The sequence below is a fragment of the Paracoccus marinaquae genome, assembly GCF_018860165.1.
In the GTDB taxonomy this organism is placed as follows: domain Bacteria; phylum Pseudomonadota; class Alphaproteobacteria; order Rhodobacterales; family Rhodobacteraceae; genus Paracoccus; species Paracoccus marinaquae.
This window is the reverse complement of sequence record NZ_JAHKNG010000036.1, coordinates 12264-26856: the sequence shown is the minus strand read 5'-3', so window position 1 is coordinate 26856 and position 14593 is coordinate 12264. Positions and strand designations below refer to the sequence as shown.

15 protein-coding genes are annotated in these 14593 nt (G+C 60.9%); 12 read left to right on the top strand and 3 right to left on the bottom strand.

Going from position 1 to position 14593, the window contains the following annotated elements:
• Window position 1 precedes the first annotated feature (1 nt).
• Complete coding sequence (gene arcC, locus KNW02_RS16055; RefSeq protein ID WP_051487981.1) at window positions 2-940, top strand: carbamate kinase; 939 nt, start codon at window positions 2-4, stop codon at window positions 938-940.
• A complete protein-coding gene (locus KNW02_RS16050) occupies window positions 937-1707 on the top strand; it encodes an SDR family NAD(P)-dependent oxidoreductase (RefSeq protein ID WP_216034270.1) in 771 nt (256 codons plus the stop codon). The genes arcC and KNW02_RS16050 overlap by 4 nt, the downstream gene beginning before the upstream one ends.
• 34 nt (window positions 1708-1741) lie before the next feature.
• On the opposite strand, the gene KNW02_RS16045 is transcribed toward KNW02_RS16050, so the two are convergent.
• From KNW02_RS16045 to KNW02_RS16035, 3 genes are all read right to left on the bottom strand, one after another.
• Window positions 1742-2797 carry a type II glyceraldehyde-3-phosphate dehydrogenase gene (locus KNW02_RS16045; protein WP_149789476.1) on the bottom strand — a complete coding sequence of 352 codons (1056 nt, stop codon included), beginning with the start codon at window positions 2795-2797 and terminating at the stop codon, window positions 1742-1744.
• Complete coding sequence (locus KNW02_RS16040) at window positions 2794-4134, bottom strand: SAM-dependent methyltransferase (RefSeq protein WP_149789475.1); 1341 nt, start codon at window positions 4132-4134, stop codon at window positions 2794-2796. The genes KNW02_RS16045 and KNW02_RS16040 overlap by 4 nt, the downstream gene beginning before the upstream one ends.
• Before the next feature lie 326 nt (window positions 4135-4460).
• Window positions 4461-5195 (bottom strand): RNA polymerase sigma factor, encoded by a 735-nt coding sequence (locus KNW02_RS16035; RefSeq protein ID WP_223228153.1) that lies wholly within the window; start codon window positions 5193-5195, stop codon window positions 4461-4463.
• Between the two features lie 249 nt (window positions 5196-5444).
• Here KNW02_RS16035 and KNW02_RS16030 point away from each other — a divergent pair, with 249 nt between their 5' ends.
• From KNW02_RS16030 to KNW02_RS15985, 10 genes are all read left to right on the top strand, one after another.
• Complete coding sequence (locus tag KNW02_RS16030) at window positions 5445-6335, top strand: DMT family transporter (RefSeq protein ID WP_149789474.1); 891 nt, start codon at window positions 5445-5447, stop codon at window positions 6333-6335.
• Window positions 6336-6569: 234 nt separating this feature from the next.
• Entirely contained in the window at window positions 6570-7196 is a 627-nt protein-coding gene (locus tag KNW02_RS16025; protein WP_216034269.1) for an RNA polymerase sigma factor, read from the top strand.
• 92 nt (window positions 7197-7288) lie between these two features.
• Window positions 7289-7618, top strand: a complete 330-nt coding sequence (locus KNW02_RS16020; protein WP_043847469.1) for a hypothetical protein — start codon at window positions 7289-7291, stop codon at window positions 7616-7618.
• Window positions 7611-9374 carry a DUF3141 domain-containing protein gene (locus tag KNW02_RS16015; RefSeq protein ID WP_051487983.1) on the top strand — a complete coding sequence of 588 codons (1764 nt, stop codon included), beginning with the start codon at window positions 7611-7613 and terminating at the stop codon, window positions 9372-9374. Before KNW02_RS16020 ends, KNW02_RS16015 begins: the two co-directional genes overlap by 8 nt.
• A gap of 6 nt (window positions 9375-9380) precedes the next feature.
• Window positions 9381-9560: a hypothetical protein gene (locus KNW02_RS16010; protein ID WP_043847468.1), complete on the top strand. Its 180-nt coding sequence runs from the start codon at window positions 9381-9383 to the stop codon at window positions 9558-9560.
• Window positions 9553-10398 carry an enoyl-ACP reductase FabI gene (gene fabI / locus KNW02_RS16005; protein ID WP_081749916.1) on the top strand — a complete coding sequence of 282 codons (846 nt, stop codon included), beginning with the start codon at window positions 9553-9555 and terminating at the stop codon, window positions 10396-10398. Before KNW02_RS16010 ends, fabI begins: the two co-directional genes overlap by 8 nt.
• Window positions 10395-10994 carry a ubiquinol-cytochrome c reductase iron-sulfur subunit gene (gene petA / locus KNW02_RS16000; RefSeq protein WP_043847466.1) on the top strand — a complete coding sequence of 200 codons (600 nt, stop codon included), beginning with the start codon at window positions 10395-10397 and terminating at the stop codon, window positions 10992-10994. Before fabI ends, petA begins: the two co-directional genes overlap by 4 nt.
• A gap of 39 nt (window positions 10995-11033) precedes the next feature.
• Window positions 11034-11729: a CBS domain-containing protein gene (locus KNW02_RS15995; protein ID WP_043847464.1), complete on the top strand. Its 696-nt coding sequence runs from the start codon at window positions 11034-11036 to the stop codon at window positions 11727-11729.
• Window positions 11730-12021: 292 nt separating this feature from the next.
• Window positions 12022-13182: an NAD(P)/FAD-dependent oxidoreductase gene (locus KNW02_RS15990; protein WP_216034268.1), complete on the top strand. Its 1161-nt coding sequence runs from the start codon at window positions 12022-12024 to the stop codon at window positions 13180-13182.
• Window positions 13183-13306: 124 nt separating this feature from the next.
• Complete coding sequence (locus KNW02_RS15985) at window positions 13307-14500, top strand: phospholipase D-like domain-containing protein (protein WP_216034267.1); 1194 nt, start codon at window positions 13307-13309, stop codon at window positions 14498-14500.
• The last annotated feature ends 93 nt before the right edge of the window (window positions 14501-14593 follow it).

The window sequence follows — 14593 nt, the reverse complement described above, 5'->3', positions numbered from 1 at the left end:
CGTGCTGGTGGTCGCAGCGCTTGGCGGGAACGCCCTGCTGCAGCGGGGTCAACCCCTGACGGCAGACAATCAACGCGCCAACGTCCGGACTGCGTCCGCTGCGCTGGCAAATATCGTGCGCGCCGGGCACACACTGGTCGTGACCCACGGCAACGGTCCGCAGGTCGGGCTGCTGGCGCTTCAGGGGGCGGTGTACAAACCCGACGAGGCATTTCCTCTCGACGTGCTGGGTGCGGAAACCGTCGGCATGATCGGCTACATGATCGAGCAGGAACTGGAGAATGCGCTGGATCATGCGCTTCCGGTCGCCACGCTTCTGACGCAGGTTGTGGTCCACGCGGACGACCCCGCGTTTCAGGCGCCCAGCAAGTTCATCGGCCCGGTCTATTCCCGCGACGAGGCCGAAACACGCGCCACCGCCGCCGGTTGGAGCATCGCGCAGGACGGGGACAAATGGCGGCGCGTCGTGCCTTCGCCAAAGCCGCAGGACATTCCGGATCTGCGTGTGCTGCGCCTGCTGCTGGATCAGGGTGTGATCGTGATCTGCACCGGAGGCGGGGGCATTCCCGTGCTGCGCCTGCCCGACGGCAGCATGACCGGGATCGAGGCCGTGATCGACAAGGATGCCGCCAGCGCGCTGCTTGCGCAACGGCTCGGGGCGGATGCGCTGCTTCTGCTCACTGACGTGGATGCGGCCTACCGGGATTTCGGAACGGATGATGCGGCGCCCATCCGACATCTCACCCCGCCAGAGGCGCGGGCGCTCGACCTGGCGGCGGGCTCTATGGGCCCCAAGATGGCGGCAGCGGCCGATTTCGCGGAGGCAGGAGGCCTCGCTGGTATCGGTCAGCTTGAGGATGCGCTGGCGCTTCTGGATGGAACGGCCGGGACGCAGGTTCGTTCGTCACCCCCAAAATCATCAAAAGGAGATTCTCGATGAAACGTCTCGCCGACAAAGTCGCCCTGATCACCGGGGGCGCAGCTGGTATCGGTCTGGAAACCGCGCGGCTCTTTCTCAGCGAAGGTGCCAAGGTCGCGCTTGTCGACCTCAGGGAAAGTGATCTGTCGCATACCGCGAGGGATCTTGGAAATTCGGGCGATGTGCTGACAATCGCGGCCGACGTATCGTCGGTCGAGGATTGCGAACGATATGTCGCGCAGACCGTCGAGAAATTCGGACGCATCGACGTGTTCTTCAACAACGCCGGGATCGAGGGCAAGGTCGCGCCACTGATCGATCAGAAGATCAAGGATTTCGACCGCGTGATGGCAGTCAACGTGCGCGGCGCATTCCTTGGATTGCAGCATGTCTTGCCGGTGATGATCGGACGGAAATCGGGAAGCGTTATCAACATGTCGTCCATTGCGGGTCTCAAAGGCAGCCCAAACGTCGCGCCCTATATCACGTCGAAACATGCCGTAGTCGGCCTGACGCGCGCGGCTGCGATCGAGGCGGCGGGCCACAACGTGCGGGTCAATTCCGTGCATCCATCGCCGGTCAACACCCGGATGATGCGGTCGCTGGAGGAAGGCTTCAATCCCGGTCGCGGCGATGAAGTAAAGCAGCAGCTTTCCGATACGATCCCGCTGGGTCGCTATGGCGAAAGCCTCGATATCGCCAACCTCGTCCTCTTCCTCGCCTCCGACGATTCCGCGTTCATCACCGGAGCGCAATATCCCGTCGACGGGGGCATGGCGGCGGGCTGATCAGTCACGCCAATTCAGTCCTCAGTGCCTCTTGCTAACGCGTCGGTGTGTTGGCCGCAAACGCACCGACACCCAGCGCCGCATTCGTGCGCGCAATCGATGCGGCTCCGTCTGGCTCAGCTTGGGTTAGGGCACGGATCGCGTCGATGGTCTCGGGGATCACGATAGCCTGGTTGTCGACCATATAGGCATAGAACAACTCGTCGCCCTCTACCCTGAGCATGTCCTCCCACAGGGCCACCTCGTAGAGGCTGTCGTTGGGGCGCCCGAGATCGGCCATCATCTCCTTGACTGCGTTGATTGCACCCAGCCCGTCCGACATCCGGATCAGAGCAATGCGGGACGACGCGCAGAATGCGTCCAGCACCTCATCCTTTGATGCCTTGCGCGGCATCCTCACGGACCAGTAGTGCAAATGCGCAAGGGTCTGGGGCACCTTGACGGCCATCGTGATCACGTCAAGGTCGGGATCGACGCTTTGCGCATCGGGGCCTTGGTGGCTAGGGATTTCGGGTTCGGGAACGAGCGTGTTCATGATCCCGCCCAGATGGCTTTCCCATGGATCAGTGGCGCGCCGAAGCAGCGTTCCGCGCGCCGAGCCAAGCAGGCCGGACCGTTTGAGTGCGCTCAGCGTGCGGACGATCGAGGTCGTGTTGCAGGACACGACACGGGTGCTGTCGCGCCCGAGCGCCGTTTCATAATTCGCTTCGGCGACAAAGGAATGGCCCGTTACGCTGTGTTTTTCGCCGCCGTGAACGATGAAACGGATGCCTTTGTCGCGGTATGTTTCCACATTCTGAGCGGCGATCTTTTTCGGCGTGCAATCGATCACGATGTCGGCGGCGGCCAACAGATCGTCCAAGCCGCCGGCGAGGTTCAGGCCGGCCTTTTGTATCGCGGATTCCCGTTCCGGGTCTGCAGCGTAGAGGGCAAAGCCCTTGGTTGCCGGCATCCGGGCGCGCCAGTCGGCCACGACATCCGCCACGCCGATCAGGTCCATGTCGGCCTGCACGGCCACCGCGTCGGCTACGCGCTTGCCGATCACACCGTATCCGTTCACGGCGACCTTGATTTGCCCTTTGCCTGTCATCTTGCTCTCCCTATTTGTTTGCCGAGTGCCCTGATGTGGCAGTGGTGATCTGCCTCAGCGTCCGCGATGTAATTCCGCGTCAACGGAACGGTGTCGCGGCGTTTGGCCAACTGGAGCTGGAACACCATCAACCGGCCATGCCGGAATGCCATTTCGCAGACAGCCAGATAGAATTCCCAAATGCGGCAGAACCGTTCGTCGTAAAGCCTCCGCGCGGTCCCGCGCTCGGCTGCGAAGCGTTCGGACCAGTGCCGCAGGGTCTCTGCATAATGCAGGCGCAGGACCTCGACATCGGTGACCCAAAGCCCAGAACGTTCCGCCGCCGAGATCGTTTCGGACAGTGACGGAAGATAGCCACCGGGGAAAATGTATTTCCTGATCCACGCATCGCTGCCACCTTTGGGTGCCATCGTACCGATCGCATGTACAAGCGCGACTCCATCCGGCTTGAGAACCCTTCGGATCGTGCTGAAATAGTCATCAAATCCACTGCGGCCCACATGCTCGAACATGCCCACCGAAACGACACGGTCATACTGGCCTTTCTCTTGCCGGTAGTCGCGGAGTTTAAAGGCGACCTGTTCGGACAGGCCGGACTGCGTTGCGCTGGCGCGGGCGGCCACGATCTGTTCGGTAGACAGGCTCAGACCGGTCACGCGGGCCTGATGCTGTTGGGCAAGCTCCAGCGCCAAGCCCCCCCAGCCCGAGCCGATATCGAGAACGTCAAGGCCGGGCCGCAGCAGCAGCTTTGCAGCGATGTGTCGTTTCTTGAGGGCTTGCGCCTCGTCCAAAGTTTCATTGCCTGTGGCGAAGTAGGCGCATGAATACTGTCGGTCCGCGTCAAGAAAGAGGTCGTAGAGTTCGGTCGAGAGATCATAGTGGTGCGCCACGTTGCAGCGGGCCCGGTTGATCGGGTTGTGATGCAACCTGCGGCTCAAAAAAGCGTCCAGCCCTTGCCTGATCCGTTTCCCGGGCAAAGCGTCGACGGCGTCGAGGTCAGCCATGCAAATCGAAAGAAGGTCGCGCAGGCTGCCGGTCTCGATGCGGAGCGTTCCATCCATATAGGCCTCGCCAAGCGCCAGACTGGGGTTTGCAAGAAGTTGCGCAGGCAGCGCCTTGTCGGTCAATCGGACTGAAACGGCAGGGCCGTCACCGCCACCGAAACGCCAAGTCCCACAACAGGGGTCGATAACAGTCAGGTGACCGTTCCGAACCAGACGGCTGAGCAATTTGGCAAGTAACCACATCGCGGCCCTTCCGGGTCCAAGGCGTGGAAGCTGCCTCGCGCCGTCATGCAATTCAAACTGCTCATCAGGTGAGATTTCGCTGTTGGACATGATCGGTGCCTCCGCGTTTGTCTGAGTTTGGAAGGGGCATCGAACGACCCCGGCTCTCAAAAAGACGACCGGCGCTAGTGTTTGTTACAGCGCGCAGCCATATTGCGTCGGCACCTGAAAGCAGGAAAGCGCCGATTGGGCGTATCGGTCCAAGCGCTTTCGGTACACATTTGCCCGATTGCAGCCTATTGTTCGCCGAAGGACATGAGCCCACGACTTATCAAACGCGATCGTGATCATCTTTCGATTGCGGCTTCGGTCTCAGGCACGCGTGTAAGGCAGCAGCATTAAAGCTCCGAGGATCGCTCCGCGGTTCTGCGTGTTCTTCAGATTTCGCTTTCGTCCGCAAGGCCTTCGAGGCGGGCGCGGACCTTCTCTGCCGCGTCGCAATCGCAATCAAGAAAGCCGTGAACCGGGCAGGTCAGGCACATCTGCTGCAACCTTGTCTTCAATGCCTGCCTGCCCCGGTGAACGCGGACGTTGAGGTTGTTCAACGTGATCCCAAGGTCTTTGGCGACGTCCTCTCGCGGTTGTTCCTGAAGATCGACCCGCCAGATGACTTCGGCATATTCCGGTTTGAGCGTTGGCAACAACTTGTAGAGACAATTGCAGATAACCTCGTCCAGTTCTTCGTCAAAATCGTGATGGACGCCTTCCAGGTCGGTCGGGGCCATGACCACCTCCCTCTGTCGCTGTCGCGAAACCTTGCGGCCATGGTCCGCTATGGACGACGCAAGGATCTGACTGAGCCAGCCGCGAACGGCGCGCACATCACGAAGTTGCTCTGAGCGGTCGATGGCCCGCAGCATAAATGTTTGCAGGACATCCTCTGCCGCCTCTGGATCACCCAGTCGCCGACGCAGGAATTTCAGAATTTGATGTCTGCCTTCCACCAACGCGTGGCGAACGGCCGCGTCGGTGGATTTTGCAGCGACGTCGGACTGGTCAACTAAGGAAAATTTGTCGCCTTGGTCATTTTTCATCACACACCTCTGCAAAATACGACGCTCGTAAGTCGGATGCGTTACACCGTCTGCCACAAACGTCTGCGTTTCTTTCATTATACGTGCATCCTGGAACTCATAAAGCACAGGTCATCAGACGTTTGTCTTAATAACCAGTAAGGTTTCAGTCGCTGAAACGTCTGTTTGGTTCGTCCAATCACTGTCGCCAAGCCGCCGCACCGCAATTGTTGACACTTGCGACTGCGATCATCAACTACGAGAAAAACTTATCATTCTACACTGACTTGGCACGCCGGAAGATCTCCGCAATTCCAGCCGGTTCTGACCTGAAAAAAGGAAATCCCGATGTCGCCGACGACAATAACCAAGATCGTTCTGGCCATGCTCTTGTGGGCGGCGTGCTTTCCGCTGATCACGGCAGGGCTGCAATATTCGCCGCATTTGACCTTTGCGACACTGCGGGCAATTCTGGCTGCGGCCACCCTGGTGTTTGTTGCGGTGTGGCTGCAGCGGCCGTTTCCGCGTGGTTGGCGCACGTGGGTGACACTGGGTGTCGTCGGCCTTGGCGCGACCAGTCTGGGATTTCTCGGCATGTTTCATGCGGCAGAATTTGTATCTCCCGGGCTCGCCACGGTTATCGCCAACGCTCAGCCGCTGCTTGCGACAATGTTGGGCGTTGCATGGCTTGGAGAGCGACTGGCGAGGGTCGGTTGGGGTGGCCTATTGATCGGTTTCGCGGGAATACTTGTGATCGCCTTGCCACAATTGGGCGATGGAGCGCGAGACGGGACGGCCATCGGTTTTGCCTACATCGTTCTGGCTGCGGTTGGAGTGACTGTCAGCAACGTGGCGATCAAATCCATCGCAGGTCAGGTCGATGGACTTTTTGCAATGGGCTTTCAGATGCTGATCGGCAGCGTGCCTCTTGCCGTGGCGGCGCTTCTCCTTGAAGATCAGACGGCCATCCAATGGACATCTGTTTTCGTAATGTCGCTGTTGGGCTTGGCCTTGTTTGGCTCTGCACTGGTTTACTGGCTGTGGTTTTCGGTACTGGAGGAAGTGGAACTGAACCGGGCGATTGTGTTCAGTTTCCTGGTGCCGATATTCGGCCTCACCATCGGGGCAGTGTTCTTTGGCGAACGTCTTTCCGTCATGCAGCTTTCCGGCATCCTATTGGTCATTGCGGGAATTGTGTTCGTCAATCTCAGTGGTAGAATACAAAGCCAGCACAGCTGATCTTGACATAAATAAATATATTTCAATAGCTTGAGGCGATCTGGCAATAGTTGCCCAGGTCATTGAAAGGCTCCCCCGCAGAACGGGTGAGTGGACCTTGCCACGTCGAACCTGCGACAAGAACGATGGCGTAATTGATCCATGTCAACGCTTGCGGGCATTTAACATGACAGAAGTCATGATGACGTTGATGACAGTGCAAATTTCAAAAAATCTGGAAAGGACAGGAGTGTCATGGCCTTACGAGACAACGTAAGACCGAAGGTGCCGGACACCGCGACGGAACGTGCGTTGCTCGATGGACGTGGCGCATTTCTGGGCTTCCTGATCAAACGGCTTGGCAACCGGGCGGATGCAGAGGATGTCCTGCAGGATTTCAGCATCCGCGTGCTGCAGCGCAAGGACCAACTCAGAGACGCCGAACGGATGGATGCCTGGCTCTATGCGATCCTGCGCTCCACGTTGAATGACCATTTCCGCAAAGGCACGCGCCGTGACCAACTGGCCGCGCCGGTGGCGCGCGAGCCGGAAGACTGGACCGCTGATGCGCCGACTCAGATGGCACGGCTCTGCACCTGTCATGGCGGTCTGATTTCCGAACTGCGCCCGGCGGATTCGGAACTGATCCGGCGCATCGACTTCGGCGAAGAAGACCGTGAGCATGTGGCGCGCGACCTTGGACTAACCCGCAACGCGCTTGGCGTTAGGCTACACCGGGCGCGCACGGCTCTGCGCGAGGCGCTGACAAATCATTGTGGCGCTTGCTGCCGGGATGACCGTGACGATTGCTATTGTCAGCCTGAGGGTTGCAAGAACGCCGAGCACGAAACCGATTGCGAAGCAGGGCAGCAGAATTCCTGATCGAGACGCGGTCGGTTCTGTAACGTTTTTCGCCAATCGACGTCTTCTTTTGTGACTGCGCCTTAGGGCAGCACAGCAGGAGGACTGGGATCATGCCACCGGAGACGACGAATTTTCGTTCGGGAGCAACGGAACCGTCGCGGAATGCCGCCGTTCCGGAGTTAATGTCGCGGATGATATGCAATTGTGCAGAGGCCTCCGCGCATCCAGATGCCCCGATGGCATTAGCGTTGTTCCAGCGCGTGGAAATCTTAAAGCAACCCCCGGAATTAGCGGCGCGCGCATTGGGCCTCAAGCCCGGTGATGCGGCCTACCTGCTGACCGGTCTGCGCGAGGAGGTCGCCAAGGACCTCGCACTTGCGCTTCTTGCAGGGCGGCCATCCGGAGAAATCGATGAACAGAAGGAAGCCAACGATGAATAAGAGCTTGCGCCTTGCAACTGTGACGCCCACGCAATCCTCTCAACCTGTGCCGGAACAGACCTCGGCTGGCGCGAATGTGCCCTACGCTCAGGACGCCTTTGAACGCTGGGTGCTGTTCCTCGACACGTTACGCGAACGCGCCGACAACATGATCGCACATGAACGGCAGGGCATGCCGCCGCTTCTGGACTTCGATTACGAGCTCTTGCTGGATGCCCGCACCTTCGACCGGCCCGCCAATTATGCACTGCTCCGGATCACGCGGGCAGGCGAAGATTGCTGGGACGATTGCGTGGACGAGGCAAAGCCGCCGGTCATCGTCATTGATCCGCGCGCGGGTCATGGGCCGGGCATCGGCGGCTTCAAGCATGACAGCGAAGTAGGCATGGCGATGCACGAGGGCCATCCGGTCTATTTCGTGATCTTCTTTCCAGAACCCATGCCAAGCCAGACGCTGGCTGACGTACACTATGCACTGCGTGACTTCGTCACCGAAGTCGCCCGCCGTCACCCGAACGCAGCACCCGTGCTCTACGGCAATTGCCAGGCCGGTTGGGCCGCCGCCTTGCTGGCCGCCGATTGCGACGGTCTGACCGGGCCCATCGTGCTGAACGGCTCTCCGCTCAGTTATTGGTCGGGCGACGCGTCCACCAGCCCGATGCGAATGCTCGGCGCGCTCTCGGGCGGGTCGTGGGCGGCGCACATGATCGCCGATCTGGGCGACGGGCGGTTCGACGGCGCGTGGCTGGCGCAGAACTTCGAAACACTGCAACCCGAAAAGGCGATCTGGGAGAAATACGCCAACCTCTTTTCCCATGCCGATACCGAACGTGAACGGTTCCTCGACTTCGAACGCTGGTGGAACGGCTACTATACGCTGAGCCGCGAGGAAATTCTCGGCATCACTCAGAACCTATTCATCGGCAATCGACTGGAGCAGGGCGAGATGCAACTGGACGCGCATTGTACCATCGATCTGAAACGGATCCGCAACCCGATCATCGTCTTTGCCTCGGAGGGCGACAACATCACCCCGCCGCAGCAGGCGTTGGGCTGGATTGCCAAGCTATATCCTGACACCGAAGCGCTCAAGGCCGCAGGACAGCGCATCGTCTACATGACGCACGAGACTGTCGGGCATCTGGGTATCTTCGTCTCCGGGTCCGTCGCGCGGCTTCAGCATCGGGCGATCCTGGAAAGCCTGGAGGCGGTCGAGGCGCTGGCGCCCGGGCTTTATGAGATGGTCATCGATAATCCTTCCGGGGGCGCAAAGCGCAAGACCGACGACTACGACGTGCGTTTTGAGCAGCGCGACGTCGACGATCTCGGTTTTGGGTCAGACCATGGAGCGCTGGCGCAGGTCGCGCAGATGTCACGGATCAACGAGGCGGCCTATTCGACATTTGTTAGCCCTTGGATCAAGGCCGCGACTTCTCCAGCCAGTGCCGAGATGCTGCGCGCCCTGCATCCGATGCGATGGACCAGAACGATGTTTTCCGAACGTGTGAACCCATGGATGGCATTGGTGAAATCCACAGCCGACTCCGTGCGCGAGACGCGAGATCCCCTGCCGAAAGACCATCCCGCCATCCTTGCCGAACGCGCGTTGTTGGCGCGTACCGGCGAAAACCTCGGTGCCTTGCGCAAAGCGCGCGATGCATGGCTAACACATGTCTTTGGCGCGATGTACGGCAGTTTCCCCATCGCCACCACCACACAAGCGGGCCAACCGACCGCCATACCAAACAAGGAGTGAAGGATCATGGAATGGATTATCGAAAACTGGGTTCTGGTCCTCGTGATCGGCGGGATGGCTGCATTGCATCTCTTCGGGCATGGACACGGCGGGCATAAGCACGGCAAGACCGCGAAGCGTCAAACTGCACAGAAGAAGGTGCCGGACGCACCCGCCGATACCCGGGTTCAACCGGAAGATGCCTGACTTCCCCGAATGCTGCGATCCCGTGGAACTTTTGGACCTGTCCGGTCGCAAGGGTCTGGTCATCGGTATCGCGAATGAACGCAGTCTGGCGTGGCCCGCCGCGCTGCATTTCCGGCAAGCCGGGGCCCAGTTGGCCATCACTTATGTCAATGAGCGCACCAAGACCCACGTGACACCATTAGCCGCGCGGCTTGAAGCGCCCATCGTCCTGCCTTGCGATGTCAAGGCTCCGCAGGAACTCAATGCCGTTTTCGATGCCATCGCAGAACGCTGGGGAAAGCTCGATTTCCTTCTTCACGCCGTAGGTAGCGTGCCGCCCGCTGACCTTCACGGTCGCCTAACCGACTGCTCTGCCGAGGGGTTCTCGGAAGCGATGGCCGTTTCGGTTCATTCACTGATCCACATGACGCGTCTTGCAGAACCACTGATGACCGGCGGCGGCAGCGTGATTACGCTGAGTTATCTTGGCGGCGAACGCGTGGTGGAAAACTACAATGTGATGGGGCCGGTCAAGGCGGCGCTTGAAGCGACAGTGCGCTATCTCGCGCATGAACTCGGGCCGTCAAACATCCGTGTCAACGCTATTTCGGCGGGTCCGGTGCTGACCCGTGCAGCATCGGGGCTGACCGGCATTTCAAGTCTTCTGGAGGCGACCGCGCGCGCAGCACCCTTGCGGCGCAACATAGTGGCCGATGAGGTGGGCCGCACGGCCCTGCTCTTTGCCAGCGATTATACCAGCGGCATCACGGGCGGGGTGCTGCATGTCGATGCTGGTGTTCACATCGAAAGCCCGGTCTTTTCAACCCAGATGAGCGTCAAGTCGGAGGATTCACGATGAACAGGACCGCAGACGACCCAGTTCCGCCGCCTGCAACTGAGCGGCGCGATTTCTTGTACTATACTACAGCCTCGGCCGGCGCGGTTGCCGTCGGGGCTGCGGTCTGGCCGTTGATCGACTCGATGAACCCCTCTGCCGACGTGACCGCCTCCGGTACGGTCAGGGTCGATCTGTCCGGCGTCGAACCGGGCCAACGCATCACTGTCAAGTGGCGGGGGCGCCCGGTCTTCGTCTGGCGCCGGTCTGTTGCGGCTATCGAGGCGGCGCGCGCGGTCGAACTCGACGATCTTGTCGACACTGTCGACAGTGCGCGCGAGAACCCGAACCTGAGTGGCGACGTTCCCGCGCGAGACGAGAACCGAACGGCGGACGAGGCTGGTGAGTGGCTGATCGTTATCGGTGTCTGCACCCATCTCGGCTGTATACCGCTGGGTCAGGACGGATCCGCAGTCGGAGAATTCGGCGGCTGGTTCTGCCCATGTCACGGATCGCATTACGACACGTCGGGACGGATACGGAAAGGACCAGCACCACGCAACCTTGACATCCCACCCTATGATTTGGGCGATGACCTGCAACTGGTGATCGGCACCTGATCGGTGCATCGGCCCATTACTTGCGAAGGAGGCAACGACATGCAAGCCAAGGATATTATGACGACGTCCGTGATCTCCGTCCCGCAGGACGGAAAAATCGAGGACGCCGTGCGCCTGATGCTTGACCATCACGTCAGCGCGCTCCCCGTCGTAGACGCGGACGGCGCCCTCAAGGGAGTGGTCAGCGAAGGAGACCTGATGCGGCGCGTCCGCGACACCGACGGCCCGCGCCGATCCTGGTGGCTCGAACTGCTGGGCGGGTCGGGCGATTCCGCCCAGGACTTTGTCAAGCTCAACAGCCACCATGTCACTGACGTGATGACCCGCGATGTCGTTTCGGTCGAGGAGGACACGGCGGTCGCCGAGATCGCGCGTCTTCTGGAAAAGCACCGGATCAAACGGGTGCCGGTGCTGCGTGCGGGGCGCGTGGTCGGAATCGTCAGTCGGGCAAACTTGCTACATGCCTTGTCGGCAATTCCGGACGGGGCACTTTCCAAGCCCTCAAACGATGATCGTGTGCTGCGCGCCAAGATTGACGAGGCGCTCAAAGAGGTGCCCGGTGCAGCGGTCAATCTGGTTAACTACACAGTTGATAACGGCAATGTGGCGGTCTGGGGCGTTGCCGACAGCGATTTCGAAGAGAACGCCATTCGCGTCGCGGTGGAAAACGTGTCTGGTGTCCGCAGCGTCGACATCCATATGGGCCGACTTCCGGCTTGGGCCTACGGCATATGATCAATACTGTCGGCCAAGGCTCCGCACCATTTGCATGGCCTGCAGGCCGGAAAAGTTTCCTGCATGTTCGAAAGGCCCTGATGTGGTGCAGAAGATCATGGAGAAATGGCCTGCGGGGGGATCAGACCCCGCAGGCGTTTACACAAGGTTCGGCAGAGGAAGGATGCCTGGCATCGTCGCATAAACTGGTTGACAGGCTTGTCCTCTGCCGCATGGTACCGGTCGGTGGATCCTGCGGTTGCACTCTGGACTCCAGAATGCACGAGGGTACCGGGCGCCGGAAAGCGGCGGGATGATGGCACCTGTGCCCGACCATTCCGCCGCCAGCGATGACCAGATTGAAATTGTTGGAGCCGGGCCCGCGGGCCTCGTCTGCGCGATAGTTCTGGCCAAGGCCAACCGCCGGGTCACGGTGCGTGAATGGCACAAGGATGTCGGTCACCGTTTCCATGACGATTTTCAGGGTCTGGAGAACTGGACCGACGCGCAGGACGTTCTGGACGAACTCGCCGAGGCCGGAATAGAGGCCGATTTCGATCATAGCGGCCTTACCGAAGGCGTCGTCTTCGACAGCCGCGCACGGACCCACCGGGTGCACGGAGCAAAGCCTCTCTTCTATCTCTTGCGGCGAGGCAGCGCGCCGGGGTCGCTGGACCGCGCCCTGCTGGCTCAGGCCCAGGCGGCCGGGGTCGAGGTGCGGTTCAATGATCGGGTCACGGCCACGGCGGGGAACATGATCCTGGCAGGCGGGCCGCGCCGTGCTGATATCATCGCGGTCGGCTACGTCTTTGACACGGCCATGCCCGATGGTGCCTGGCTTGCGTTCGGGCCGGAACTTGCCCCGAAGGGCTACGCCTATCTACTCGTGAACGAAGGACGCGGAACGGTGGCGAGTTGCATCTTTACGGGGTTTCGCGATCAGGCGAAGCATCTTGCGGCGACGGTATCGTATTTCGAACGTCACGCCGGGCTGCAAATGCAGAATGCGCGCGGCTTCGGCGGTTTCGGAAATGTCAGATTGCCACGCACAGCGATGCAGGGCGGAAAACCGGTGATCGGCGAGCACGCGGGGTTTCAGGACGCGCTGGCAGGATTCGGGTTGCGCTACGCGATGCGATCCGGCCGGCTGGCGGCAGAAAGCCTGATACGCGGCACCGACTATTCCAAGGCCTGGCGGCAGAGTTTGCTTCCGGGCCTGCGTGCCGGCGTGGTCAACCGGTTCATGTTCAACCGTACCGGCGCGCGCGGATTGGATTATCTGATTGGAAAACTCGGTGCCAATGACACCCGCTCGTTATTGGGGACGGCGTATCGGCTGTCGTTTCCCAAGCGCCTTGTGCTGCCGCTCGCCCGGTTTCGTTATCGCGACCCCCTGAAAGACAGCAGTTGCGACCACGTCGATTGCGATTGCGTCTGGTGCCAGCACGGCCTGCATGATGCTTCCGACGCCTGACCGCCGTGACCATCGTGTCGCCATGAAGATCAATGCAGGTTTTCGAGCCATCACAGCCGGGCGCGAAAGACCTCTCGCCGACCCTGACGTTGCCGTCCGAATCAGGAGGCGGTAAATGAGAGCGATGCGCGTCTTCGACAGAAACCTCCGTACGTCCAGCATCGGCCGCGCAGCGCCCGACGTCACGCCGTCGAGCGAACAGGCACGCGCCGCGATCTGTGTGCCGACCCTCGGCGAGGGCGAGGGCACGTTCCGGCTTTTCGTCGAAGGCGATGCTTTGTTCGACGCAATGATATCGGCGATTGAGCGCGCGACGCGCGAGATCCGCATGGAGTCCTATATCTTTGCAGCCGACGAGGTCGGTGCGCGCTTCGTCGCCGCGCTCGCGGCACAGGCACGCGCCGGCCTCGACGTGCGGCTGCATCTCGACGCCTTTGGTGCCGGCCAGAGAAACTTTCGCAGGCTGCGGCACGATTTGAAACGGGCCGGGGTCCGGTTCCGCTGGTTTCGTCCCTTCAGCCTGCGGCACCCGCTGCGATACCTGCAACGCAACCACCGCAAGCTTCTTGTCGTCGATGGCCGGGAAGCGTTCCTGGGTGGTTTCAACATTCGCCGGCTGAACTCGCGCCGACTTCACGGCGAGACCCGCCAGCGGGATACCCATTTGCGCGTCGCTGGCCCGCTGGCAGAGCTCGCGGTTCGGCATTTCGACCGGCTCTGGCATGACGCCCGCCAGCTTCCGGCCGGCGCAATTCCCGAAGACACTGACGGGGTCGCGGGATTGCTGGTGCCGAGCTACTCGCGCATGTGCCGAAAGCGGCTTGCCTGTCTGCACGCGGGGCTGATCGAAATGGCGCAAACCCACGTTTATCTGACCTCGCCCTATTTCAGTCCGGGAACCGTGGTCGACCGGGCGCTTCAGGCCGCCGCCCGGCGCGGCGTGGACGCCCGTTTGCTGGTCCCCCGCCGGAGCGATCCGCCGGTCGCGGGCTGGGCGACTCGGGCGGCATATGCGCACCTTTTGTCGGCGGGTGTGAGGGTCTACGAATATCTGCCGCGCCAATTGCATGCCAAGACTTCGGTCATCGACGCGACCTGGTCGATCGTGGGATCGGCAAACCTCGACTACCGGAGCCTGTTCATCAACCAGGAGCTCGTGTTGATCGCTCGGGATCGGACCCTGGCCGAGCAACTGCAGGCGCAGTATCTGAGCGATCTCGCAGAGGCCGCTGAAATCACCCAGCCGGCGTGGCACCGCCGCGGCTTGCGCGCGCGTGGCCTGGAGGCGATTGGCTGGGCCGCGCGACGACTGCTGTAGCTGTCAGAACCGCTCGACCCATGCCAGCCCGGATCGGGCGTCCCGGTCGGAGCTGCCAAACGACTGCCTCCGGCCTGCGAGACCGCCCGCATC